Source organism: Butyrivibrio sp. NC2002 (genome assembly GCF_000702265.1).
GTDB lineage: Bacteria > Bacillota > Clostridia > Lachnospirales > Lachnospiraceae > Butyrivibrio.
This window is the reverse complement of record NZ_KL370880.1, coordinates 515504-541480: the sequence shown is the minus strand read 5'-3', so window position 1 is coordinate 541480 and position 25977 is coordinate 515504. Positions and strand designations below refer to the sequence as shown.

Below are 25977 nucleotides of genomic sequence, written 5' to 3'. Positions count from 1 at the left end.
AAAAGAAAAGAGCTATCGCAAGTGTAATTTCTTGCGACAGCCCTCCAGAAAATCAAAACCAATTATTTATTCTTTTTGCTAAGCTTTGTTTTGATATCAAGCCAAATAGGTGAAGCAATGAAGATTGAAGAATATGTTCCTGCAACAACACCTACCATAAGAGGAAGTGCAAAGTTCTTGATATCTGTAACACCAAAGATGAAAAGAACAAGAACCATGATGAATGTTGTTATAGAAGTAAACAAACTTCTTGTAAGTGTCTGGCTAATACTTCTGTTAACAAGCTGCTCATATTCATCTTTATGTCTCATACCATACTGGTTCTCACGGATACGGTCAAATGTAACAATCGTATCGTTTATAGAGTAACCGATGATAGTAAGGATAGCTGCGATAAATGTACCACCAACCTGTATTCTTGTAAGTGCATAACATACGATAACTACAAGTGCATCATGTGCAAGAGCTATGATCGCAGCAGCACCAAATGTGATATCTCTAAATCTGATCCAGATGTATGCAAGCATGAGGACAAGTGCAATTATCATTGCAGATGTAGCATCTGCTCTCATCTCGTTACTGATTGTTGAGCTGATACTCTCAGCTGCGATATTTGCTTCAGGTACCTGATAATCATTTTCAAGCATTGAAGCAATTGCCTCACGCTGATCTACATTAAGAGTTACTGTCTTAAATATTACTTCGTTTGTTCCCTTTACTGTCTGAACCTGAACGGAATCAACGCCTGTAAGCTCTCTGATCTTGGGAACAACTTCGCTGTCAAGCTTCTCTGTTGTCCAATTCTCATTGAATGTAACGCTTGTTGAAGTACCACCTACAAAGTCAAGGCTGTAGTTGAATGCGCCCTGGCCTCTGCCGGCATTGATTCCCATAGTAGCAAAACCGATAACGATAACTGCTATAGAAATTACATAGAACATAACGCGCTTCTTGGTAAATTCAAATACCTTAACTTCTTTTGCCTTACCGTACCATTTACTATTTTCAAAGCCCATGCCATAGAATATGTTAGTTATGATTCTTGTTACAAAAAGAGCAGTGAACATTGAAACGATAATACCAAGTGCAAGTGTTGAAGCAAATCCCTTTACAGTACCTGTTCCTCTAAGGCCAAGGATTGCTGCAGCTATAAGTGTTGTGATATTACCATCAAGGATAGCTGATAAAGCTTTACTGTAACCTGCTTTTATAGCACTCTTTACATCTTTGCCTCCGAGAATTTCCTCTCTGATACGAGCAAATACAAGCACGTTAGCATCAACTGCCATACCTACTGAAAGGATAATACCTGCGATACCGGGCAATGTAAGTGTAATCTCAAATGCTGACAGGAAGAAGATCTCAAGTCCTACATAGAACATAAGAGCAATACTTGCTGCAACACCGAGAAGCTTATACATAACAACCATGAAAAGGATGATAGCGCAGAAACCAACGATAGCTGCGATCATACTTGTATGAATAGCATCAGCACCAAGCTGAGCGCCTACAACGTTTGAACGGAGTTCATTAAGCTGAAGCTTAAGTCCACCGATACGGATGATAGATGCTTTGTTTGCAGCATCTTCATAATTGGTCTCACCTGTAATTACTGCTCTTCCATCTGTGATCTCTGCCTGAACAGTAGGAACAGATACGAACTCACCATCATAATAAATAGCGATAGATTCGCCGTTAGCAAATGCCTTCTTAGTTGCTTCAGCAAACTTCTGCTTTCCGTTCTCTGTGAACTCGAGCTGAATAACAACTTCCTGAGTATTTGCTGTACCGGAATTCTGATAGCCTGCCTGAGCATCTGCTACATCTTCACCCTTAAGTACGATAGAACCATCTGCTTCAAGTTCTTCGATAGTCTTATTAAGTGTGTATCCGATAGAACCACTCTCATCCATAAGGATGTTGCCATCTTCATCTGTAGCTATATTTCCGTTTTCATCAAGCTGGAAACCTGAATTGTACTGATAGTTCTGATTACCTTCACTATCTGTCTGAGCGATGAAATACAGATTACCGGGCTGACCAAGTTCCTCAAGAATGGCGTTAGCATCTGTAACACCGGGGATCTCAATATTTATTCGGTTTGAACCTTCCTGATAAACCTGAGATTCAGTACTGTAATGGTCAACACGCTGCTGAAGCTTGTAGATAGTGTCTGACATATCTTCAGCACTGGGAGCCTCATCACCAACTACCTCATAAGTGATGCTGACACCACCTGCCAGATCAAGACCAAGACTGATACTGTCAAGTGAACCTGATTTATCGCTTCCAAGACCTTTTGTCGAAGTAAATGCAAGGCCTGCAAGTAGCAGAACTGCTACGAGAAAAGCGATATACGACTTAACTCTTTTCATTTTTTATTCCTCCACTCCTTCAGACTGAGCCGCCTTGATCATGATCGCGCACTCTATGCGCTTTCTCTGGAGCTCACAGCCTGTCTTATAGGTTGTATTTATGTCGCCATTGAAATTATAGGCATTTGCAGCACAACCTCCACTGCAATAATATCTTGCAAAGCACTTCTGACACTCAGGTCTGGAGTACACATTGCTTTCTTTGAACTGTTTTTGGATATCTTTTCTGGTTATACCATCAAAGACATTACCCATTATAAAATCTTCATTACCTACAAACTGATGACAAGGATACAGGTCTCCCCATGGAGTTACACCCAAATACTCGCATCCCGATCCACATCCTGAAAGACGCTTGGCAACGCACGGACCGCCCTCAAGATCTATGTTGAAATGGAAGAAATTAAAGCCGTTTCCTTCCTTTTTTCTCTCAAGATAGAATTTTGCAAGCTTGTCATACTGGTCACAGAGATAAGGAATATCCTCTTCTTTTATTGAGTACCAGTCTTCAGGCTTTGCAACTACAGGTTCCACAGAGATTTGCTTAAATCCGAGATCTGCGAGGTGTTTAACATCCTCGAAGAAATCCAGATTGTTATGTGTAAATGTTCCTCTTACAAAATATCTCAGCTGATGGCGGCTCTCCGCTACTTTCTTGAACTTGGGAACGATGGTATCGTATGTTCCCTGTCCACCCTTAAGGGGTCTCATCTTGTCATTGACTTCTTTTCTTCCGTCAATCGACAGGACTATGTTGCCCATCTCTTTATTGGCAAACTCGAGTATCTCGTCATTTAAAAGAGTTCCGTTTGTTGTAAGAGTAAATCTAAAGTTCTTATTATGTTCTTTTTCTATGCTTCGGCCGTATTCTACAAGTTTCTTTACAACTTCCCAGTTAAGCAGCGGCTCTCCGCCGAAAAAGTCAACTTCAAGATTTTTTCTTGACCCTGAATTCTTAACCAGGAAATCAAGTGCTGCCTTACCGACCTCTTCTGTCATAAGTGCACGTCTTCCGTGATATTCGCCTTCATCTGCAAAACAGTACTTACATCTTAAGTTACAGTCATGCGCTATATTAAGACAAAGTGCTTTAACAACTGTATCACGTTCCTTGAATTCTTCTACATAATTCTCGTAAACGTCGTCGGTATACATAACTCCGGCTCTTCTGAGTTCAAGTATATCTGAAAGAGCATCTTTTACATCACTCTCAGGGTAACTTCCTATAACGCAAGGATTTTTCTCAGAAAGCTGTTCATACAAAGAAGCTGCCAGCTTCTCGTCATCTGACTCACCTTCCGCCCTTTCTATATCAGCACTGCCGAATCTTGCTGATAACAATTCCTCTACGGGATGAACCAGATCAAAAACCACATCGTCCACAACGTGAACGCTGCCACTGTTTACATCCAGAACAATGTCATATCCGTTGTTCTTGTATGCATGTATCATATTTTATTTCTCACTACCTTCATTAAATTTCATCTGCTTTATTCATAACGGATTACCTGTTTATGAACAAAAGCAAGCAGCGGCCAGGCCGCTGCCTCACTTGTCAAAACTATTATTTGAGTCCTGATTATTTATTAGCAACCTGCTCGCAGCTCTGGTTACCAACTGTGCAAGATGTCTTGCATGCTGACTGGCATGATGTCTGGCATTCACCACATCCGCCCTTCTTCATTGACTCTTTAAGGTTTCTTGTTGCAAGTGTTTTTACATGTTTCATAGTCATTTGCTCCTCTTCCTATTAGGAAATTGTAGAAATTTAACAGTTTTCCACAAATCAATAGTATAACATATTTACACTATACCGAAAAGCACTTTTTATTCGTTTTCAGGCACAGGTTCATCCCCTTTTCTTTCCTCTGTACTAAAGGCTCCTTCGGGTATAAATACAAGTACATCGGTGATCCTGTTTCTCTTAATGGCGCTTGCTGTAAGCTCAACTCCATTGGGAAGTTTTGTTGTCTCTCCGCCTCTTGGCAATCTGTCCAGATTCTCGATCATAAGTCCTCCGATGGAATCATAATCATCAGACTCAAAAGCGGTTCCGAGAGCATCATTTATATCATCGAGTTTCATATTACCTTCTACAAGGAATCTTCCGCCGCCAAGCTCCTTTATCTGCTCCTCTTCATCAGAATCATATTCATCTCTGATCTCTCCTACGATTTCTTCAAGAAGGTCTTCCAAGGTGATCATACCGACAGTTGCACCATATTCGCTGAGGACAAAGGCAACATTCTGTGCATTTTTCCTCATTTCAAGCAAAAGATCAGCGGTCTTTTTAAGTTCGTAGGTGTAATAGGCTTCACGCAGATAATCTCTTATTTTGAAGTTATCTTTGTCAGAAACAAGTACCATGTCCTTGATATTTATAAGACCTATGATATTATCCTGATTATCTTCATAGACAGGGATTCTGGTATACATCTCCTGTTTGAAGACTCTCATAACCTCGTGATATTCGGCATCGGCGCTGACGCAGCTCATATCGATCCTCGGGATCATTACATCCTTGGCAACTGCATCACTGAATTCAAACACGTTGTAGATGATCTCTTTTTCACCGGATTCTATAACTCCATCCTCGTGGCTGACATCTACATATGTCTTAAGTTCGTTTTCAGTCATAACCTTCCTGCTGTTTTTGTCGATTCTGAAAAGTGCAAGAACAGCATCTGCCACAACGTTTACAATAAAAATAACCGGTGTGAGGACTTTCATGATAAACAAGATTGGTCTCGAATAAAAAAGAGCCATGTTTTCTGCATAAGTAGTAGCGATAGTCTTGGGAATTATCTCACCCATGATAAGAACGACAATCGTCAAAACTCCCGTACCTATGCTGATCGCAAAATCGCCCCATATCCTCTGAACAAAAATAGTCGCAAGCGCTGAAGCAGATAAGTTTACGATGTTATTACCGATAAGTACGGCAGAAAGCATATTCTGATAATCATCAAGGATTTTTTGAACTGCAATAGCCCTTTTGTTATTCTCTTCTACCAGTGTTTTGATCTTTACCCTGCTCACACAGCTCATGGCAGTTTCCGCAGATGAAAAAAATGCCGACAAGAGCACAAGTATTATAAGTACAATAAGCTGAGTCACATTTTGCTGCAAAGATTTATCCTCCCCATAGCCTCTTTATATTTTTTATTAAAATCTTCCCTCTATTATATCAACAATATCCATTGGTCTGTCTGCAAAAATATTTCCACCGGCTTCTTCCTGTTCTTTCCTGGTCCTAAAGCCCCATGCCACGCTTATGCAAGGCATCCCTGAATTTTTTGCTGTATTAATATCAACATCGGAATCCCCGACATAGATGCATTCTTCTTTTGTAACACCAAGAATGCGCATTGCTTCGATTACCGTATCGGGGGCAGGTTTTTTCCTTATGCCCTTCTTTTCTCCTATGGCAACATCTATGGTGCCCTTAAAATATAGTTCTGCAAGTTCCTTTGTGGCATCCATGAACTTGTTGGACACAATTGCCAGCTTGTATCCCTTATCTTTAAGACACTTTAAAAGCTCAGGTATTCCTTCATAAGGTCCGCTGTTGTCATTACAGTGAATCTGATAATGCCTTTTAAAATCCTCGAAAACCTCTTCAAAGGCGGGATTAGCGTCTCCATCCGGGACACATCTTTTCATAAGCTCCCTTACCCCGTTTCCAACGCGGTACTGAATCTGCTCCAGTGTACAGGTTTCCATCCCATGCTTATCAAGGGCATAATTCGTGCTTATCATCAAGTCCTTAAGCGTATATAAAAGTGTACCGTCAAGATCAAAAATTACTGCTTTAACTTTATTCATTCCTTAATAGCCTTCCTCTTATCTATTACAGCTATCACCTTTTTCTTTATAATATAATAACAGATAAGGTGGACAGCAGCCGTTACCGTCCAGGTTACGGGATAAGAAATATATAATATTTTAAGCGTGTGGAAATGCCTGAATATCGTAAGGATCCACACAATTCTCAAACCACATGCGCCGATTATTGACACGATCATAGGAACAGTAGAATACCCCATTCCCCGCAAACTTCCACATATAACATCCATGCATCCGCAGAGAAAATAGAAGGTGCAAATTATCGACATTCGCTCAACGCCGTACTGTATTGTGGCAGGTTCTGCGGTATACACACTTACAAGCTTATCGCCAAGTAAATAAAATGCATTGCCCATTACAAGACCTACAAAGCTGACCAGCAAAAGGCATGTTCTCAAAACCTTGCCTATTCTCTCCGACTTACCTGCACCGACATTCTGACTTGTAAAGGATACACATGCCTGATAAACCGCATTCATCGCCATATATACAAAGCCCTCGAGATTTGCTCCCGCAGCGCTTCCGGCCATTGCAACAGAACCGAATTCATTTATTGATGACTGTATTAGAACATTTGAAAATGAAAAGATAGTTCCCTGAAATCCTGCAGGAAGTCCGACTCTTGCAATCCTTATCGCCTTGTCAGCATTTATGGCGATTTTCTTTATATCAAGTCTGTATATATCCTCAGTTCTCATAAGCGCCCTGATGATAAGAAGCGCACTTATTGCCTGTGAAATGATCGTAGCAAGCGCAACTCCCGCAACATTAAGCCCAAGGCCCATAACAAAGGCAAGGTTCAGCACTACATTTATAATTCCCGCAAGCATAAGAAAATATAAAGGTCTTCTGGTATCACCGATTGCCCTTAGTATCGCAGCGCCGAAATTGTACAATAAATTTACCGGCATTCCGATAAAATATATCTTCATATAAAGCGCAGACAATCCTATAACTTCTTCCGGAGAGCCCATAAGCTCAAGCAGAGGTCTTGAAACCAAAAAGCCAACAGCTCCTATGGCAATTCCGCCAAAAAGTGCAAGCGCTATCGTAGTATGGACAGTTTCACTCATCTCTTTACTTTGTCTGCCCGCAAAATATCTGGCTGCAAGTACGTTAACACCGACTGAGAGTCCCATAAACATACTCAGTATCAGATTTATAAGAGAGCCTGTCGATCCGATTGCTGCAACGCAATTTGCTCCAAGGGTTTCATTCCCGGAGAACTGTCCGACCACTACTATGTCCGCAGCATTAAACAAAAGCTGCAGAACACTTGAAATGATCAGCGGCACAGAAAAAAGGAGAATCTTCGGTAGAAGAGCCCCCTCTGTCATATCAATCTCATATCTTCGCTTTGATTTTTCCATATAATTCCTATCTTTGTGTCATAAGATGTTCATAAAAACCAATTCGAAAATCTTATGCCCACCATAAAAACAAAACACTAAACCGTATCGCAGTTATATCTGAACTTCTTTTAATAAAAATTGTTCGCCCTTTTTCTTTGAACATACAGAAAGCGCGTAACCATCAAAAGAAGCAGGCTCATAGATATATCCTCTGATTTCTCCATCATTTCCTATAATTTCCATCTGCTTAAAATCACAGGAAAAATCACCCAGCTTTTCAGAAAGTCCTACACCTGTCATCTTTACAAAGGCCTCTTTAGCTGACCATATACGGAAAAAACAATCAGCCTTTTTTGCAGGATCATTCTCTTTTTCAAGCGCTGCTAATTCATCTTCTGACATTATATGAGCAGATACTTTTAAAATATCTCCCGCGGTTTTCTTCTCCTGAACATCAATTCCCACAGGAGAATCCGACACAGCAAGAACAGCATACCTTCCTGAATGAGACAGTGAAAACTCAAAATCAGGATAACCTTTTATGAAGGGTTTTCCATGCTCCGTGTACTCATAACTTATCGCTGCGTTTTCATGTCCACCTTCTTTTGAAAGATGATCATCAAACCCCTTTCTGATAAGAAGACCTGCTGCTGCACTCATAGCCTTATTCTTAAGAGGCTTTATCTTTGCAATTTTACTTTTTCTCTCATCATCAAGATAAGGCAGTGCCTTACGGACAAACGTATTACAGTTTTCGTCACCGGCAACCACCTCATCCAGGTCATAATAATAAATGATCATTAGTGTTTAAGTTCTGTTTTATAGAAATCCTTAAATTCTTCATAGCCAAGAGCTTCAAGCTGCTGTTTCTGGAATTTCTTGTTTTTATTCATTCTCACAACAAGAACCTGTTTTCCGTTTTCTCTTTCGGACTGTGCATTTGCGATGATCTCTGCAAGCTGCTCACCACCTATTCCTTTTTCTACAAGGAAAGCTATCTTTTCTTTTTCATCAGGGATCTTGAAGCCTTCATCCATCATGATCATGATGATTCGCTCAAATCCGATAGAGAATCCGCAAGCAGGAGTATCCTGTCCTGTAAACTTTCCAACCATCTTATCATAACGTCCGCCGCCACCGCAGCTTCCGCCGTACTGTGGCATAGCAACTTCAAAAATAGTTCCGGTATAATATGACATACCTCTTACCAGAGTAGGATCAAAAACAAGTTCAAAGTCAGCTGCCTTTGTAGCATCTACGCTCTGAATTATCTCTTCAAGACTTGTCTTTACCTCATCATCAAGGAAGTCACCGAGTGTGCTCTTTAAGTATTCAATGCCTTCAATTGCATTCTTACCTTCAACACCACGGAAAAGTTCAAGATACTTATCAATATTTTCTTTAGCAAAGCCATCCTTTAAGAGTTCCTCAGCTACACCATCTATGCCGATCTTGTCCATTTTATCAAGAGTAATGAAAACATTGTCATAGCTCTCTTCTGAAAATCCGCTGTATGCTGCCATAGCTTTGAGCATACGTCTCTCATTTATTCTTATCTGGAAGCCCTTAAATCCAAGCTTGCCAAGAGTTGTAGTTGTAGCAAGGATGAGCTCTATCTCTGCAAGGTTTGAAGGCTCACCGAGAATATCGATATCACACTGCATGAACTGACGATATCTTCCCTTCTGAGGTCTGTCAGCTCTCCATACATATCCCATCTGAAGAGCCTTAAAAGGAGACTGCAGCTCATTCTGGTGGCATGAATAATATCTTACAAGCGGAACAGTAAGGTCATAGCGAAGACCTGAATCTGTGAGGTCATTTTCCTCTTTTGCTGTTTCAAGGTTGAGTTTTTCGCCTCTCTTCATTACCTTGAAAATAAGCTTTTCATTTTCACCGCCCTGCTTGGAATTAAGATTTGCAAGTGACTCTACGCAAGGAGTATCAATGGAAGTAAAACCAAATCCTGCATAAGTTTCCTTTATGATCCCGATGACGTAATCTCTAAGTCTCATCTCCTCAGGAAGTATGTCTTTCATGCCTGTTACAGGCTTTTTAATCAATGCCATTTATTACCTCTTTCCTATTTCATTTAAACCAGTTCATGGGATTACTAAGCGCAATTGCTCTTTTCACGATCTCTTCTCTGTTGTGACGGATGTAGAATTCTAGCATTGCTATTTCATCCTCTTTAAACCCATTTTGTTTTACTATCTTATATCCCGGAATGATTCCTTCAGCACTAGCCTCACCATTTATTCCGCTCCTGGTAAAATATATACGTATAAATCGTTTACCAGACTTGGATACAAGAAAACCGGTCTGCGTCATGTTCAGCTCTTCGCCAAAATTTGCCCCCATAAAAAGCCCTCATAATCAATTCATTTAATCGCCAAAAGCAGTCTTTGTCAACTTCCTTTATTCTATGCCTGTTACACTGACATTCTCAAGTCTGGTAAGTGCAGGGATAAGGAAATTATCAAACTGCCTCCTCTCCTTCGACATATACATCTCTTTTGTGAAATCAAGCATGCATCCTGAAATTGAACCACCGGCAACGGGAGTTACCCTGCCGTTGTCGTGATAATATCCAAGTCTTATCTCTCCGGCAATATCTCCTGAAATAGCATCCACTGAAAAATCTGAAAATTCGACTATCTCAAGGAATCTTCCGCTTCTGATCTCACTCTCATCCCTGCTTCCGCCCTCTGCTTCAAAATTATAGAGCTGTGATGCATCTTCAATTCCAAGATAATATCTGAACTTTCTTGCACCCCAGAATGAACGCGGAACGTTGTTTTCCATAAGTGTAATATCACTTATCGGTGCGCCTTCCTTATCAAAATCAAAATTCTTGGAAGAATTCGGAAGCTTCTTAAGACCCTTTAATGTAATTTTATCGCCCTTTACATTTTCAGCTATTTCTTTTCCGATTTCCCAATCCGAATACTTGTTATAAATAAATGCCGCATTGCATCTCTGAGCAAAATAGCTGTAAAGAGAAACTGCATCCTGTGTAGAGAAAACTACCGCTGTTTTTCCGATCTTTGGTGTAGGCTTTGCTACAAGCTTATCCTTACCATATCCAAGGACCTCGGTTATATCCTTCCTTAGAGTTTCCTTATCACAGTTTCCGGCTTCGTACATTCTGTAAAGCTCTATTTCGTGGTCGTTGTCCTTGGCATTGACCACAACCTCCACCATTGATGAAGGATATTCAAGTGTTATATCAACGCCTTTGGAATTAATTATTCTTTCCCTGTTTGATTCTGCAAAAATCTCATATGAGTTTATGTATTCAGTATCTGTCTCGGGAATTTCCTGCATTGCAAGAACAAAATTCTTTGCTATCGCAGATACATCTATGTTTTTCTGCTCCGGATTTGCTGCTTCCGAGGGACTGTTTAGTTCATAGTAAGGATTCTTAACGTTTTCCGCGCGGCTTATCAGATTTTCAACTTCCTTTTTTATCTCATCTTCGGTGAGAGTAACATATATCTCACCGGAAGCGCTGCCAAGAAGCTTTCCGCCATCTAACTTTTTATAAACTGTTACATTTATATGCTCTACATCTCTTACTCTGTTCTGATCAAGCTTGTGTCCTATAAAATAAAACTCATACGCAAGTGTAACTTTATCATTGATCTCATATCCGTCCGCATCTGACGCCTTGAGAATATTTATAATTTTATCGATCATCTTTAATAACCTTTCCAAGTAATGTATTTGGCTTAGCCTAATCTTGCAACAGCCTTAAGGTACGGGCCTCCATCGGAAACTTTTACCCATTCTTTGTGTCCTTTGCCGCAGCCACCATTACCAAAGGACTCTCTGTCTGTGCTCACCATTGATATTGAGCCGAGAAGGTCCGGAACATATCCGGTCATAACTACGGGCGCAACGACATTTCCTGTGAACTTTCCGTCTATGATTTCGTATCCTCTTGCAATGATGCACTGGATTCCCCAATGCTTGGGATCTTCCATACCGGAAAACATTCCTTCAAGGAAATATCCTTTTTTCACGGAAGCGATCATATCTTCCTTGGTATCTGTTCCGCTGTCAAAAATAGTATTGGTCATTCTGGTGTAGACCTTATGCTCAAAATTCTCTCTTTTTCCGTTGCCTGTAGGCTCTGTTCCAAGCCTGAGAGCACTGAGTGCATCGCAGACACCTGTCCTTAGTATGCCGTGATCGATTTCCGTAACATCTCCCGCAAGAGTGCCTTCATCATCAAAAGCATAGCTTGCAACATCAACAACGCAGTTAGCTCCCTCATGCATGGAAACAAGATCGGATCCGACTCTCTTGCCTATGTACTCAGCTCCGAGCGCTCTTTTCTTTACGAACATATCCATTTCCACGCCGTGTCCAAAGGCTTCATGAGCAATAAGGCCTGTTACCTCAGGACTTGTGATGATCTCGTACTCACCCGGGATCACATGGGAAGCGCCAAGCATATCATCAACTGCCTTTACCGCAGCTTCTACCTTCTTTTCTAGTCCGTCAAGGATCGTAACGCCGTTTCTGTCTGAAACACCTTCAATTGTCATGGTGTTTTTGCCGTTTCTTGCGCCTATGGCAAGTATTGATCCCTCTGTGTAAACATAGCTCTGGCGCATGTCTCTGTTCTTTGTCAAAAACATCTTGCAGACATGAGTTGATTTTGCTGCCGCATGGCAATCTATCATACTATCTGAAAGAGTCATTGCCTTGTCGCTAAATCCCTGAAGCTTAACCATCAATTCTCCAAGGTCAACATCCTCAGGTAATATATCTGTCTCCATTTCGGTAAAGAGTGTATATTTTTCATCCTCAAGCTTCGCAGTATCAAAAATCTTTGTCTCTGTCTTTTTGATAAGATCAATCTGGTCGTCAAGGATCCCAATAAGTTTCTGTGCGATCCTGCCCGCATCACCGCATGATCCGTTAAAAGAGTATTCGCTGTAAAGTCCGTCTTTGTAAACCCTAACTACACAACCTCTCTCAGTTGTCATGTTTTCACCGGTTATGATCTTGTTTCTCTGTGATGCCTGTATAGAAAATCCTTTTGAATCAGATGCCAGAATACTTACGTAATCATAATGATCAGAAAGAATATCTATGATCTGCTTTAATGACGGAGCTATTCCGTCAAGATATTCCGAAAATTTTGCTTTCATTAAATCCAATACTCCTTAGTCTTATTTTTTGTCAGGCAAGGCTTCTCTAAATCCTGTTTTGTTTTCCCTTGCAAGTTTTGCAACATCTTCATATTCAGGTTTTTTCCTGCTTACTCCGTAACCGGAAACCACCTTTACATTCACATCTCCAAGGGATGTTTTATCTACTTCAAAGGTTCTGCCAAGAATATATCTGTGGCATACACTTTCCCTTATTCCTATTGTAGTAGTATGTTTGAAAATAGCCCTGACTATATGCTCTTTTTCATTCTCATGACACAGCACGGTAAGCATTGTTCCCGGTCTGTTTTTCTTCATAAAAATAGGAGTTGTAAACACATCGGCAGCGCCTTCGCGCAAAAGTTCCTCTGTTGCAAAGCCTATTTCCTCAGGTGTCATGTCATCCAAATTGCAAACAAGCTCTATTATACTATCTGTAAGGTCACTATTAAAAGTATCTTTTTGTGTGTCTAAGCTGCCAAGCATAGCTCTCACAAGGTTAGCCTTGGGAAAGTCCTTTTTACCCATGCCATAGCCTATTTTCTCAATGCTCATAACAGGCTGATCTCCAAATTTGTCCACTGCAAATTTAAGAAGCGCAGCTCCTGTGGGTGTACAAAGTTCCCCTTTTATATCAGAACTATACGAAGGTATTCCCTGTAAAAGATGAGCCGTTGCAGGTGCAGGTACAGGAAGTATGCCGTGGGCGCACCTTACCATGCCGCTTCCTACATTTACGGGAGATGCCATAACTACATCAGGTCCAATTTTGGATAGCAAAAGGCAGCTTGCCGTGATATCCGCGATCGCATCCATACGTCCCACTTCATGAAAATGGATGTCTGAAACCGGAACTCCGTGAACACAGCTCTCGGCCTCAGCAATCATTCTGTATACAGACATGACATCCTTTTTTATTTTCTCTGAAACCGCAAGCTTCTCCACAATATGCTCAATATCATGCATTGAGTGATGAGCGTGATGGTGGTGATCGTGATCTTCGTCATGATCGTGATGATGGTTATCATGGTCGTGGTGATGATCATGCCCATCAGCAATATCTGAGCTTTCCTCCTCAACACCATTAACGATAACTGAAAAATGAGAGCCTGTAACTCCGCATTTTTTAGCCTTTTCAAGCTTAAAAGAAACTCCCTCAAGTCCCATAGAATTAAGCTCATTAAGAACAGCTTCTTTATCGGGACACAGCTCAAGCAGTGCAGCTGAGAGCATATCTCCCGCAATCCCCATTTTACATTCCAAATAAAGTATTTTCATTTTTACCCCTTTTTTAAAGCCAAATACATTCCTCTGCTATGCCGGTAAGCTAAATCACAAGATCATCTTAGATGGTTTATCATAGATGCCTGATATGCTGCGCCAAATCCGTTATCTATATTTACCACGCTTACTCCGCTTGCGCAGGAATTGAGCATTGATAGAAGTGCGGACAATCCGTTAAATGATGCGCCATACCCGACACTTGTGGGAACAGCTATTACAGGGCAGTCGGCGAGCCCTCCGATAACACTTGCAAGAGCTCCCTCCATACCGGCAATTGCTATGATAACCCTTGCGGACATTATTTCATCCATTGCACCAAGTAGTCTGTGAAGTCCTGCCACTCCAACATCATAGAGTCGTACTACTTCATTTCCGTATACCTCGGCACATTTTGCTGCTTCCTCTGCAACCGGCAGATCGCTTGTGCCACCTGTAGCCACAACAATTTTGCCAACTCCTGTAGGCTCCGGAATCTCACCGACAATACCTATGTGGCTTAACTTGTCATAAGAAAAGTCAGAGACTTCCTTCTCAAGAAGCTCTGCAGCTTCATCATGCATTCTGGTTATAAGTATTGTCTTTTGACCGTTTTCTTTTAATGTTCTTACAATGCCAAGTATCTGATCCGGTGTCTTACCCGCACCGTAGATTACTTCAGACATCCCCTGTCTTATGCCGCGGTGAAGATCGAGCTTTGCATATCCTATATCCTTAAAAGGAGCTTCTTTTAACTGTAAAACTGCTTCATCAATTGAAACCTTTCCTTCGGAAACCCCTTCGAGTATCTCTCTTACAGAATTTTTATCCATTTCTATCCTCTGTCTTTCTGCCTTTCTGCCTTGATCATCTGTCCATAGTGTCAAATTTCATATAACTTAACCTTTGCTTTTTTGAGCATCCGCATGTCTTTTCATGACTTTTACCAGTTTATTTCTTGAATAAATAAATGCAGGTATCAGAAATGCATCTGCAAATATCCACGCGAGAGGGCTGGCAAGGCAAATGCCGGTATATCCAATTGCCGGAACGAGCAGGAGCGCTGCAAATACACGGGCTATCATCTCACTTACTCCCGCAAGAATTGCCAGCATACTAAATCCCATACCCTGGATCAAAAATCTAACAACATTAACAAATACAAGCGGTATATAGAATGCGCTGTTCCATATAAGCATCTTGTGCGCATAAGCTAATACGACCGTTTCCCCCGCATCCATAAACAGAAGTGCAAAATACTGTCCAAAGAAATACAGTACTCCAAATGCAATAATTGCATAGGCACTTCCAAGAAATCCTGCCGCTTTAAGTCCTTTTGATAATCTGTCAAGTTTTCCGGCACCAACATTCTGTCCGCCATAGGTCGACATAGTAGATCCCAGAGCATCAAAGGGGCAGACAAAAAACATGGAAACTTTTCCTGCGGTAGTTACTGCAGCAACTACATCCGCACCCTGTCCGTTTACAGCAATCTGCAAAATAACACTTCCGATCGCAGTTATCGAATACTGAAGTCCCATCGGAAGTCCCATGTTTAAAAGCTTGGATACAAAATGTCTCTCAAGCCTGAAATCAAATTTGTTTACGTGCAATATGTCCACTTTCTTCATGATAAAGATAAGACACAGAATTCCGGATACAAGCTGTGACAAGACCGTAGCAAGTGCAGCTCCCGCAACTCCCAGCTTTAGCCCGAGAATAAACAAAAGGTCAAGCGCTATATTAAGAAATGAAGCAATTACCAGAAACATTACAGGATGTTTACTGTCTCCGACTGCTCTAAGAACACCTGATAAAAGGTTGTACATGTAGATTACAGGTATCCCGATAAAAATGATCAGAATGTAGCTGTATGCATATTCAAGTACTTCCAAAGGAGTGTCCATCCCAACCAGGATTGCTCTGCAGAAAACACTCACAAGCACAGTCATGACAACAGCAAATATCGTACAAAGTATGATCGCATTTGCAAAATATCTGCGCATGGCTGAAAAGTCTTTCGCTCCAAACATTTGAGAAATCGGAATTGAAAAACCACTTGATACTCCCATACAAAAGCCTATTATCATAAAGCTTATAGAACCTGTACTGCCTACCCCTGCAAGTGCATACTTTCCTAAGAATTTACCTACGATCATCGTATCCACAACATTGTAGAATTGCTGAAAAAGCATGCCCATAAGCATAGGCACGGCAAATCCCAGAATAAGTTTCATCGGCGAGCCGACAGTCAGGTCTTTTGTAGCTGATTTCTGCATAATATCTCCATTTAATAATAAAGAAAAATTGAGTGCCAAAATTAATTTTAGCACTCAATTTCATTTTGTAAAACTTTTATTGATCTTAATCTACTTTAGTTAGTTCAAAGTCGTCAACAGTACCCCAACTTGCAGGGCTGCACTTCATTCTTACGCCAATCGTCACTTTCCCGTCAGTTACTTCTATTTCCGGAATCTCGGGCTTTTTCCAGTTTGCCCATTCAGTTACCATAAAGCTATCTGTCAGCTCTGCCCCTGACGTCTGCGCAAATAAAGTAAGCTCTGAATTGTTACTGTCCATATCGCCGCCCTGCGAATATGCTACCAGTTTGTAGGTTCCGGGTTCAAGCCCTGTTATTTCCTGAGAAAGAGTAAAATCCATAGCCGATTCTGACCAGAAATGAAGAGCAAAATCTCCTGTGTGAGCATCATCACACTTTTCCTGATAATCTGTAGGATCAGCTCCTTCATATGTAATTGTCCACATGGATCTGTCTGCATCCTCAAAACTTGGATTTACAACATAATTCTCAGCCTTGACCTCAATGTGACATGCAAAAGTGTTGCCCTCTTCAATGCTTCCATGAACCAGGAATTTTCCTTCGGCAGATGTATCCACCTTGGCTATGTCTTCTTCGTTCCATATAGCAGGCCTTGTCTCCTGAAGGCTCTTATCGTTAAACACAACGCTTACTTCATCCGGAAGAGATAGCGTTTCTCCAACCCCAAGTGTCATATTTATATCAGGAACATCTTCTATTTTTAGTTCACCTGTTGAACCCGTTCTGACAAAAGTAAATACATTAAGGGACTCGAGCGGATATCCTTTAAAATCAAACATTGCCTGGTTATCCCATGAGCATCCCCCGTAGTATTTTCCGGCATCCTCAGGGTCGTAGTCTCCGGCATAGCTGCTTGCCCAACCGCTTCCGTACTTTTCCCAGATTTCAGAATTATCAGCACCGGAAGGACCTACCGGTATCCATGTGCCTTCCCAGTAAAACACGCCTGCTGCCCCGGCACTATTAGCAATATCTATAACATCACGAACCATATTGGCCTGTCCCTGTACAGATGCTGGATATCCCTCAACGAGATCATCCGTACCTTTCAGGCTGTTCCCCGCTCCATCGCCGTCTCTGTCTGTGTAGCAGTATGAAGTTTCCGCAATCATGACCTTCTTGCCATAGGTTTCTCTTACATGCTCTATGACTTCTTTAGTATTTTCAAAATCTCCATCCCAGAAAGGATAATATGAAAGTCCTAAAATATCATAGTCTACATCCGTCATCTCAAGGGTGTTCACCTTTTTATCAATTTCTCCCACGCTGTCGATGTTGGCATAATGAACTACGATCTCTATGTCCTTTGAATAGCTCTCTGAAATCTCTCTTACAGCTTTGCCTGCTTTTTTCAGAAGTTCACTAACGTTCTGAGCTGTTTTTTCTCCGGACATTCCGTTGTTTATCTCGTTACCAATCTGAACCATTCCTACATCAACGCCGCTGTCGAGAATCTCAGAAAGCGACTGCTTTGTAAAGTCATATATTGCTTCACATTTTTCGTCGATGTTCATATTCTCCCAAGCTTTTGGAGCGTGCTGCCTCTTGGGATCAGCCCAAAAATCCGAATAGTGAAAATCTATGCAGACCTTCATACCGTATTCTGTAGCTCTTTTTCCCAGCTCTATTGCAGTAGGCACATCATTGTTTCCGCCGCCGTAGCCGTTGCCTTCTTCATCAAAAGGATCATTCCACACACGTAATCTTATGTAGTTGACTCCGGCCTTTGCCATAGTTTCAAACGGATCAGCTTCATTACCATCAAAATCGTAATACTTTACGCCGCTTTTCTCTTCAACAAGTACAGATGAAGCATCCATTCCCATATAAAAATCATCAGGAAGATTCTCCACGGGCTGCACAAAGATGGGTTCGCGACTACTTACAGCCTCACTTTCTTCTGTTTCAGCAGTATTCGTTATATCACTCTCTTCCACTTCAGAGCTGTTTTCAGTAACACTTTCTTCTGCTTCAGCAGTATTCGTTATATCACTCTCTTCCACTTCAGAGCTGTTTTTTGTAACACTTTCTTCTGCTTCTGCACTATTCGTTGTATCACTCTCTTTGGTCTCAGAATTTCCTGCACATCCACAGACCGCAGCAAGGCAAATAGATGCAGCTGTGATCATTGCCCAATACCTCTTTTTCATACCATGCCTTCTTTCATTTACCAAATCTTAATTCTGTACTGACAAACAGAATCTATTGCATTTATACCGCATGCCACTCCATTTTCCATCTTTGGCCATTCCTGAAGATATACCTTATCGCCTTCATGGATTGGATAAATGATCGCATCTGCCGTAAACTCTTCTTTCAAAACAGAAGTCCCCTGTGATCCTATAAACCTTTTAAGGCCTATCTCCCATTTCTGACCTGTGTAGAAGCTATCCGCAATCATCATTCCCTTTCTAAGTTCGTCAACATCATCTGCAGCAAATAATTCGCTTCTGTCACCCTCATAGTTTATTTTCAGATATACCTCATCTATATCTTCTGTTATTCCCGAAACACGGATACTGTATCTCTTTGAATCACTTGTAGCTTTTTGAGCCTTTTCTTTAAGCTCACTTTCCGATGAAAGCCCCTCTTCCATGCCCTCTTCATTTACTGATACCGACACATTGTTTTTAAGTTCATCCACATATCTATAGTCTGCAAAATCCATGGTATCAACCATATATGTGTCACTAACGTTCTCAGCATCAGAATGGATAAATCCTATCGGTATCTCATCAAGATCCGGCCACACTCTGAATGATACGGTATGCTCTTTTCCGTCAGAAGGGATCTCAGCATATATTTCATACCCGTCCTTGTTGCCGCCTTCCAGAACGCCGCTTCTTCTCATATTTGAACCATATATTTTATCAACTACATTGTACTCAGATATGATGAGATGCTCAGCCCCTCTGTCGTCCTTGATCTTTACCGCATGTTCTGACTCATAACTGTTCAAGATAATGATCCTGATATTTCCAAGGTCACCTTCTATCTCAACCTGAGCATTGTCTTTTTTAGAAGCAAAAAATACATAAGCATTTTCTCTTCCCTTTTCATCATGAAGGATGCAAAGCGGTGTCATGTTTGCCTTTAAAAGCACAGCATCTTCTCCAATCTTCATTCCGAAGGGATAGAAGAAATAATCACCGTTTTCCACATTTCTACTTTCAAATTCGCAGATTACCTGACCATTTTCATCGTATGCCTTTAATTGTTCATCGTTATGATCTGCCATCTCATATCTTCTCTGATAGTTATTAACAAAGAAGAAGCCGCTCATCATTTCTTTTCCGCAAATCTCTGTCTTCACTGCGCGAACAGATGTCCTTAAATCTATGAGATTTTCAGGTTTAAGCGGGTTTCCGGGCTGCTCGATGTATGGCATATCGCAGATCCTTCCGCCAAAATCCCTAAGGAACATTGAAAGGCGCCTTACTTTTCTATAGGTTTCTTCCATCTGACCATACTCTCTGATAGGTGCATTAAAATCATATGAAAGAACAGGAAGATCATTAGGATATCCTGTTTCCGTGCTCTCCTGAAGGGTTGTGAGTTTGCCCTGAGGATTTGTTCCACCGTGATACATATAATAGCCAAGAAGGTTGGCTCCGCTTCCAAGTTTTACCATGCTCATAGCTTCTGTATCAGAGCCTGTTGCAACTGGTCTTCTGTGGTGAGTCACCTGAAGACCTCCGCCAAGCTCCGCTGTCAGATACGGGAACTTGTCCATATCAAAAGTAATACCTACTCCCAAGCCATGATCTGAACCTATGTTATGGTCATTTCTTTCCTTAGTAAAAATATAATTACCACTGGGCTCTATCTCTGTTGTCCTCTGATCCCAAGGAGCCTCGCAATATCCGCCCATAACAGGAAGCATTCCACCTGTTACTGCGCCGCCCCATCCTGTTGCAGTATATATCGGCACCTCAAAACCGATTTCTACCGCCATGTCCTTAAGGGTGCGCATGTGTTCTTCACCTTTTTCACCGCCAAAACCACCGCAATGGCCATACTCGTTTTCAATCTGAACACCGATAACAGGTCCGTTGTCCTTTAAAAAGAAACCCTTAGACTGCTCATATATATGTTCATAAAAATTCCTTACGTGCTCCAGATACTCAGGCGCGTTACTTCTAAGGTCATACCCTTTTTCTTCGGCATCCTTTAAAAGCCAGTCCGGAAATCCTCCGTTTCTTGCTTCGCCATGTGCCCAAGGGCCTATACGAAGTATGCACTTAAGCCCCACTCTTTTTACTGTTTCAAGGAATTTATGTAAATCTCTGTCTCCGCTAAAGTCGAATTCACCACGGATTTCTTCGTGATGGATCCAGATAGTATAAAGTGACACAATATCTACTCCACCACTTTTCATCTTGCATAGCTCTTCTTCCCAGTATCTGTTTCTGTATCTGGAAAAATGCATTTCTCCCATCACAGGAACAAATCCCTTTCCATCAAGCGTAAGTGATACAGGTGTAAATGATAGTTTACTGTCCTTTGATAAATTCATTTTCATATCCTCTCAAAATGGCGCATAAGAAGTATTCTTTCCAGGAATCTCCCTTGCAGTTGTTTAACCTGTTTGTACTAAATATGCCGGCTCATTTACTCGCCTTCAATGAGCCGGCACATAATTTGCTGTTTCTGCTTTTCCGAGAAAAAAACAAAAAACTAAATCTATTTTGTGCTTTCTTTCATTACAACTTCATAATTTTGTAGTTTTTGCTTTTCCACATGCTCCCCATCTATTACAGCCAGGAGCATTCTGGTAGCAACAGCTCCCAAATTCCTGTCATCAAAATTAAGTGATGTCACCGGGACTATTGCATTTTCCAATATATTGCTGTTATAAAATGATGCAAGCCTTAAATCCTCAGGTATTCTGATGTGTTGTGCCCTGCATATCGACATAACATATCCTGCAAGCTGATCATCCATGCAGATCACACCGTCCACTTTTCTGGCTACAAGCTGCTTTAAGATCTCGGTGAGTTTCTGCTCATTTCCCTGATTTAAGAAGATCAGTGATTCATCGATTTTCTTATTTGCAGCCTTGAAAGCTTCCACAAAACCCTGATATCTCGTTCTGGTTATCATGTGGTTAAGCGATCCGCCGATCAGAGCAAGCCTGTGATGCCCCTTCGCGATCAATATCGATGTAAGTTCTCTGCACGCATCAAAATGGTCATTGTCCACAGATAAAACATCTTCATCAAGCGATGTTCCTATAGCTATGAACGGAATGCCACTTGTTTTTAAATACTCGCAGGGCTTATCGTCTATCAAAGTTCTGGTAAGAATCACCCCATCAACTTTATGATTTTCGATTATTCTCTTTAAATTCGAGATTTCATCACCTGTCACAAGGGAAATAACTATATCATACCCGTATCCGCTTGAAACCTCACTCATTCCAACAAGACATCTCTGGAAAAAAGGCAGGTCAACAAGCGAATAATCTCCGGGCCACACAACACCTATGTTAAATGTCTTTCTCTGTGAGAATCCTTTGGCAACAGCATTAGGCTTGTAATTATTCTTTTGTATATATTCGAGTACACGGTTCCTTGTAGCTTCGCCAATTCTCCCCTTCCCGGATATGGCGCGGGAAACTGTAGTCTTCGAAACCCCAAGAGCAGCCGCAACATCCTCAATTGTTAACTGGTTTGACATATTCACCCCGATTTTTACGGAAGTTCTGCTCCCTTCTTCTGGCCTTACAGCCTGTTAACCTTTAACTGCGCCTCCGGTCACACCTTCAACATAATACTTCTGCAGGAACATGAACAACAAAGTTACCGGTATGGCTATCAAAACACCACCTGCACAGAACCTGGTGAAATATCCCTGATAGTCACCTGTATTCATCCATCTGTACATAGCTACCGCAACGTTGTAACTCTTATCGTTACCAAATGCGATATAGGATGCAAATACATAGTCATTCCATGGTGCCATGAAGGCAACAAGCATTGTATAGATGATGATCGGTTTACTCATAGGAAGTGTCATGGTAAAGAATACTCTTGCTCTTGATGCACCATCAATTCTTGCCGCTTCGTCGAGTGCTTTGGGTATAGTATCAAAATATCCCTTACATACATAATATCCCATACCTGAACTTGCTACCGATACAAGAATGAGTCCCGGTATAGCACCTGCCTGTGTAAGTCCCATCTCCTTTAAGAGGAAATACAGGCAGATCATTGTAAGGAATCCGGGGAACATTCCCAAAATGAGCCAGAATTTCATAAGAAGTGTTCTTCCTGCAAATCTCATTCTGGACAACGCATAACTTACGCACAAAATAATGATTGTCTGAAGTACTGATACGCAAGCTGCAATTATTACCGTATTCAAATACCATCTCTTAAAGTTTGTCTCATCTCCGAGCACAAACCTGTAATTATCAAGTGAAAAAGTCTTAGGAATTATGTATCCAACAATTCCGCCATATTCAACAGCCGGATCGTATGACCTAAAGCTTCCCAGTACAAGTCCCACAAACGGGAACAACCAAATAATTACAATTATGATCAGTGCCAGGTAAGCAAAGAAGTTTCCTACGGCACGTTTTCTTTTCATAGATGTTTCTCTAGCCATTACTGGAATCCCTCCTCATCTTTTACTGACGGCAACATGCGATATACTGACAAGGTAATGATCGCAGTTACAATAAATACCATGATACCGATGACAGCAGCCATCTTGTAGTCTGTGTCATTGATTGTCATCTTATACAGCCAGGTTACCAATAGATCTGTTCCGCCTGCTCCTCCTGCATAACTCATCGACTTTGGTCCGCCTCCGGTCAAAAGGTAGATGACATTAAAGTTATTAAGGTTACCTGTATAAGAAGTAAGAAGATAAGGTCCTGTTACAAAAAGCATATAAGGCATTGTGATATTCACAAACATCTGCCATGGTGTAGCACCGTCTATTCTTGCGCTCTCATACAGATCTTCAGGAATATTCATAAGAAGTCCTGTTGACATGAGCATCAGATAAGGGATACCGATCCATATATTAACTATTACTATGGTTATCTTGGCAAGAAGTGGATCCTGCCAGAAGGGAATTGCATTTTGTATAATTCCCAGTTTTAAAAGTGTTGCATTTATTATTCCTGCGTTATCAAACATCTTTGACACATACAAAAGGCTGACAAACTGCGGAACAGCAATAGTCATAACAAGGCATGTACGCCAGAATTTCTTGAACTTTATTCCCTTTTTGTTGATAAGAATAGCTACCGCAATTCCAAGGAAATAGTCAATAAATGTAGCAAGGAGTGCCCATACCAGTGTCCAGAGAAGTACATGGAAGAAAGTATCTCCAAAACCTGATTTTCCAACTGAGAACAGATTTTTGAAGTTCTCAAGTCCTACCCATGTAAACAGCTTTGTCGGTGCCTGATGAGTAGCATCGTAGTTGGTAAACGCAACGCATATCATGAAAATGATGGGCAGCACGGTAAAGGTAAATACGCCCAGTACCGGCAGCGCCAACAATGTTTTGTCAAAGTTAGAATCAAATAAAGATTTAAAGTCCGCTCTGTTACCAGGAAGTTTCTTTCCCTGTTTTAAAGCAAGTTCCTCGTTTCGATTTTCACGTATATTCATTCTCCAGAGGAAAATAAGAAGTACGATAAAAATCAAAGTCAAGAGACCGAACAGCAAGATAAGGAATGAATGGTCTCCATAAACTACTTTTCTATGTTTTTTGGTTGTTTCTACTGTTCCAAGTGTTCCCAGCTTCATGAAATATTTTCCGCCGAATGTTCCAAGGAACCAGATAAATAAAATTTCTATAGCCAGATACATGATACCTCTAAGTACCTGACCTCTTAAAATAGGACCAAGTCCCATAACTATGAAGGACAGCTTTGTTTTCCAGTCGCCTTCAACAAATGTGATCCCGATTTCCCGAATATCTTTCCCAAGTGCAGAAAAAAATCTGCCTATCGGATTTCCTTTCTCCCTTGCCGCGTTACTTCTGCTCATAACGTTTTCCTCCGCCGCTTTCCTTTAGAAAGCCGGCAGAAGGCATGCCTCCTGCCGGCTGAAGTATTACAATATCAATTCCCTGATAGGTTAATTACTGTGCAAGACCTACAACTGTTTCCTGGAATGTTGTAAGAGCTTTCTGAAGGTCTTCGTCAGATGCTGTCTGGAATGAACCCTGTACATCACCTGCAAGTGCTTCAGCATTTGTCCAGTAATCTCCAGGATACTGACCCTGAGGAATTGTGAATGCGAACTGCTCTGAAAGAGCTGAAAGAGCTTCGTCAGCTTTAACTGCATCATCTTCCTGAGCCTTAAGGTTTGAAGGGCCCCAACCTACTGCATTGTATCTGGCAAGCTGAACTTCTTCGCTTGTAAGGTACTGAGCAAGTGCATCACATACAGCAAGCTTGTTCTCATCTTCCTGAGGCTTAACACCAAGAAGCTTGCATCCGTTGAAGCCGCTCATCTGGTACTCAGCGCCGTCAGAACCTGTGAATGTAGGAAGCTTAGCACAAGCATAGTTGTCACCGAAAGCTGCCTTAACTACTTCTGCATCCCATGTACCATCAATGATAGCTGCATAGTCAACTGCATCACCTGCAGAAGAACCGGGCTGGAACGCCTTTGAAGAAGCTGTATCGATCATCTCTTTAAGAGCTACAAGACCCTTCTCAGAATCATAGTCACAGTCACAAGCTGTGAAGTTACCATCGTTGTCAGAATCGTATGTAAGTGTGCAGCCTGTTCCGAAGAAGAATGCTACCTGATACCATCCTGTAAGATCCATGTAGAAGTTCTTGCCTGCTGCTTCGCACTGCTCAAGAATACCTTCAAGAGTTGAAGGATCTGTTACAACGCTCTTATCATAGTAAAGGAAATATCCGTTATCAGCTGTCATAGGATAAGAATAAAGAGTATCACCAACTGTAGCTGCTGTTACAGCACCTGCTGCGTTCTCACTCTTAATTGCATCAACGTTCTCAGGAGCAACCTCTTCAAGGGCGCCTGCTGCAACAAGTCTTGCTGTCTGGTCCTGAGCGAAACCATAGATATCAGCACCTGCTGTTACGTCTGTGATCATGTTGCTTGCAGCATCACCTTCACCAACAGCCTCAACTGTTACATTGTAACCTGCATACTGAGGATTCTCAGTCATGAATGTGTTTACTGTTTCATTTGTGAAATCTACTACGTTGTCTGCTACCCAGATCTTGATATCGCCTGTGCCATAATCAACATCTTCTGCTGCTTCTTCAGTAGCTTCCTCTTCTGTAGCCTCTTCAGCAACATCCTCTGTTGCTTCCTCTTCAGCAGCTTCCTCTTCAGTAGCTTCCTCTGTTACCTCTGCAGTCTCCTCTGTAGCCTCACCTGCATCAGTAGCTGTGTCAGCACCGCTCTGTCCGCAACCTGCGATCATTGCAGTAGACATTGCAGCTGTCAGTAAAACAGAAACCAATTTCTTTTTCATTTCTTTTCCTCCCAAATATTTTCACCTTCACAAGAAAAGTGATATGTTGTCCTGATCACGCAACAATTTGCGCAATCGGTTGTTCTAAAAAGTATTTTAGTTCTACGTCATTTTTCAGTCAATCGGGATTATTTAACGATTGTTAACTAGGTTTTTTATAT

The 25977-nt window shown here is 41.4% G+C and carries 20 protein-coding genes; all 20 read right to left on the bottom strand.

From position 1 onward, the window contains the following. Positions 1-62 precede the first annotated feature (62 nt). The 20 genes from T543_RS09475 to T543_RS09380 all read right to left on the bottom strand — a co-directional run bounded on the left by T543_RS09475 (position 63) and on the right by T543_RS09380 (position 25816). Positions 63-2375: a protein translocase subunit SecDF gene (locus tag T543_RS09475; RefSeq protein WP_035767801.1), complete on the bottom strand. Its 2313-nt coding sequence runs from the start codon at positions 2373-2375 to the stop codon at positions 63-65. Positions 2376-2378: 3 nt separating this feature from the next. Continuing rightward, entirely contained in the window at positions 2379-3827 is a 1449-nt protein-coding gene (gene scfB / locus T543_RS09470; RefSeq protein ID WP_035767799.1) for a thioether cross-link-forming SCIFF peptide maturase, read from the bottom strand. A 127-nt stretch (positions 3828-3954) separates the two neighbouring features. Continuing rightward, positions 3955-4104, bottom strand: a complete 150-nt coding sequence (scfA, locus tag T543_RS09465) for a six-cysteine ranthipeptide SCIFF (protein WP_022762634.1) — start codon at positions 4102-4104, stop codon at positions 3955-3957. A 98-nt stretch (positions 4105-4202) separates the two neighbouring features. Then, positions 4203-5504, bottom strand: coding sequence for an HlyC/CorC family transporter (locus T543_RS09460; protein WP_035767797.1), 1302 nt, complete (start codon positions 5502-5504; stop codon positions 4203-4205). Between the two features lie 36 nt (positions 5505-5540). Then, positions 5541-6200 (bottom strand): HAD family hydrolase, encoded by a 660-nt coding sequence (locus T543_RS09455; protein ID WP_035767796.1) that lies wholly within the window; start codon positions 6198-6200, stop codon positions 5541-5543. Then, positions 6197-7591, bottom strand: coding sequence for an MATE family efflux transporter (locus tag T543_RS09450; protein ID WP_035767795.1), 1395 nt, complete (start codon positions 7589-7591; stop codon positions 6197-6199). The genes T543_RS09455 and T543_RS09450 overlap by 4 nt, the downstream gene beginning before the upstream one ends. Before the next feature lie 93 nt (positions 7592-7684). Further along, entirely contained in the window at positions 7685-8374 is a 690-nt protein-coding gene (locus T543_RS09445) for a 4'-phosphopantetheinyl transferase family protein (RefSeq protein WP_035767793.1), read from the bottom strand. Further along, positions 8374-9642: a histidine--tRNA ligase gene (gene hisS, locus T543_RS09440; RefSeq protein WP_035767792.1), complete on the bottom strand. Its 1269-nt coding sequence runs from the start codon at positions 9640-9642 to the stop codon at positions 8374-8376. The genes T543_RS09445 and hisS overlap by 1 nt, the downstream gene beginning before the upstream one ends. Positions 9643-9661: 19 nt before the next feature. Next, positions 9662-9934 (bottom strand): hypothetical protein, encoded by a 273-nt coding sequence (locus T543_RS09435; protein ID WP_035767790.1) that lies wholly within the window; start codon positions 9932-9934, stop codon positions 9662-9664. A 57-nt stretch (positions 9935-9991) separates the two neighbouring features. Then, positions 9992-11272, bottom strand: a complete 1281-nt coding sequence (locus T543_RS09430) for a metallopeptidase TldD-related protein (protein WP_035767788.1) — start codon at positions 11270-11272, stop codon at positions 9992-9994. Between the two features lie 32 nt (positions 11273-11304). Further along, on the bottom strand, positions 11305-12735 hold the full coding sequence (locus tag T543_RS09425) for a TldD/PmbA family protein (protein WP_035767787.1): 1431 nt from the start codon (positions 12733-12735) through the stop codon (positions 11305-11307). A gap of 21 nt (positions 12736-12756) precedes the next feature. Next, positions 12757-14013 (bottom strand): nickel pincer cofactor biosynthesis protein LarC, encoded by a 1257-nt coding sequence (gene larC / locus T543_RS09420; RefSeq protein WP_035767786.1) that lies wholly within the window; start codon positions 14011-14013, stop codon positions 12757-12759. Between the two features lie 62 nt (positions 14014-14075). Continuing rightward, positions 14076-14828, bottom strand: coding sequence for a nickel pincer cofactor biosynthesis protein LarB (gene larB / locus T543_RS09415; RefSeq protein ID WP_035767785.1), 753 nt, complete (start codon positions 14826-14828; stop codon positions 14076-14078). 66 nt (positions 14829-14894) lie between these two features. Next, entirely contained in the window at positions 14895-16274 is a 1380-nt protein-coding gene (locus T543_RS09410) for an MATE family efflux transporter (RefSeq protein ID WP_035767783.1), read from the bottom strand. Between the two features lie 85 nt (positions 16275-16359). Continuing rightward, on the bottom strand, positions 16360-18486 hold the full coding sequence (locus T543_RS09405; protein ID WP_035767782.1) for a glycoside hydrolase family 53 protein: 2127 nt from the start codon (positions 18484-18486) through the stop codon (positions 16360-16362). Between the two features lie 17 nt (positions 18487-18503). After that, positions 18504-20852 (bottom strand): beta-galactosidase, encoded by a 2349-nt coding sequence (locus tag T543_RS09400; protein WP_242839497.1) that lies wholly within the window; start codon positions 20850-20852, stop codon positions 18504-18506. A gap of 167 nt (positions 20853-21019) precedes the next feature. Continuing rightward, positions 21020-22015 (bottom strand): LacI family DNA-binding transcriptional regulator, encoded by a 996-nt coding sequence (locus tag T543_RS09395; RefSeq protein ID WP_035767779.1) that lies wholly within the window; start codon positions 22013-22015, stop codon positions 21020-21022. A 54-nt stretch (positions 22016-22069) separates the two neighbouring features. Next, on the bottom strand, positions 22070-22945 hold the full coding sequence (locus T543_RS09390; RefSeq protein ID WP_051638668.1) for a sugar ABC transporter permease: 876 nt from the start codon (positions 22943-22945) through the stop codon (positions 22070-22072). Beyond that, entirely contained in the window at positions 22945-24345 is a 1401-nt protein-coding gene (locus T543_RS09385; protein WP_035767778.1) for a carbohydrate ABC transporter permease, read from the bottom strand. The genes T543_RS09390 and T543_RS09385 overlap by 1 nt, the downstream gene beginning before the upstream one ends. 94 nt (positions 24346-24439) lie before the next feature. Then, positions 24440-25816 carry an extracellular solute-binding protein gene (locus T543_RS09380; protein WP_035767777.1) on the bottom strand — a complete coding sequence of 459 codons (1377 nt, stop codon included), beginning with the start codon at positions 25814-25816 and terminating at the stop codon, positions 24440-24442. Positions 25817-25977 lie beyond the last annotated feature (161 nt).

What these genes read in the sequence shown, in the direction of transcription:
- scfA (WP_022762634.1), bottom strand. Translation starts at nt 4,104, where the DNA reads ATGAAACATGTAAAAACACTTGCAACAAGAAACCTTAAAGAGTCAATG.
- larC (WP_035767786.1), bottom strand. Translation starts at nt 14,013, where the DNA reads ATGAAAATACTTTATTTGGAATGTAAAATGGGGATTGCGGGAGATATG.
- T543_RS09450 (WP_035767795.1), bottom strand. Translation starts at nt 7,591, where the DNA reads ATGGAAAAATCAAAGCGAAGATATGAGATTGATATGACAGAGGGGGCT.
- T543_RS09405 (WP_035767782.1), bottom strand. Translation starts at nt 18,486, where the DNA reads ATGAAAAAGAGGTATTGGGCAATGATCACAGCTGCATCTATTTGCCTT.
- T543_RS09385 (WP_035767778.1), bottom strand. Translation starts at nt 24,345, where the DNA reads ATGAGCAGAAGTAACGCGGCAAGGGAGAAAGGAAATCCGATAGGCAGA.
- T543_RS09435 (WP_035767790.1), bottom strand. Translation starts at nt 9,934, where the DNA reads ATGGGGGCAAATTTTGGCGAAGAGCTGAACATGACGCAGACCGGTTTT.
- T543_RS09400 (WP_242839497.1), bottom strand. Translation starts at nt 20,852, where the DNA reads ATGAATTTATCAAAGGACAGTAAACTATCATTTACACCTGTATCACTT.
- T543_RS09475 (WP_035767801.1), bottom strand. Translation starts at nt 2,375, where the DNA reads ATGAAAAGAGTTAAGTCGTATATCGCTTTTCTCGTAGCAGTTCTGCTA.
- T543_RS09395 (WP_035767779.1), bottom strand. Translation starts at nt 22,015, where the DNA reads ATGTCAAACCAGTTAACAATTGAGGATGTTGCGGCTGCTCTTGGGGTT.
- T543_RS09445 (WP_035767793.1), bottom strand. Translation starts at nt 8,374, where the DNA reads ATGATCATTTATTATTATGACCTGGATGAGGTGGTTGCCGGTGACGAA.
- larB (WP_035767785.1), bottom strand. Translation starts at nt 14,828, where the DNA reads ATGGATAAAAATTCTGTAAGAGAGATACTCGAAGGGGTTTCCGAAGGA.
- T543_RS09380 (WP_035767777.1), bottom strand. Translation starts at nt 25,816, where the DNA reads ATGAAAAAGAAATTGGTTTCTGTTTTACTGACAGCTGCAATGTCTACT.
- T543_RS09455 (WP_035767796.1), bottom strand. Translation starts at nt 6,200, where the DNA reads ATGAATAAAGTTAAAGCAGTAATTTTTGATCTTGACGGTACACTTTTA.
- T543_RS09425 (WP_035767787.1), bottom strand. Translation starts at nt 12,735, where the DNA reads ATGAAAGCAAAATTTTCGGAATATCTTGACGGAATAGCTCCGTCATTA.
- T543_RS09390 (WP_051638668.1), bottom strand. Translation starts at nt 22,945, where the DNA reads ATGGCTAGAGAAACATCTATGAAAAGAAAACGTGCCGTAGGAAACTTC.
- T543_RS09410 (WP_035767783.1), bottom strand. Translation starts at nt 16,274, where the DNA reads ATGCAGAAATCAGCTACAAAAGACCTGACTGTCGGCTCGCCGATGAAA.
- T543_RS09430 (WP_035767788.1), bottom strand. Translation starts at nt 11,272, where the DNA reads ATGATCGATAAAATTATAAATATTCTCAAGGCGTCAGATGCGGACGGA.
- scfB (WP_035767799.1), bottom strand. Translation starts at nt 3,827, where the DNA reads ATGATACATGCATACAAGAACAACGGATATGACATTGTTCTGGATGTA.
- hisS (WP_035767792.1), bottom strand. Translation starts at nt 9,642, where the DNA reads ATGGCATTGATTAAAAAGCCTGTAACAGGCATGAAAGACATACTTCCT.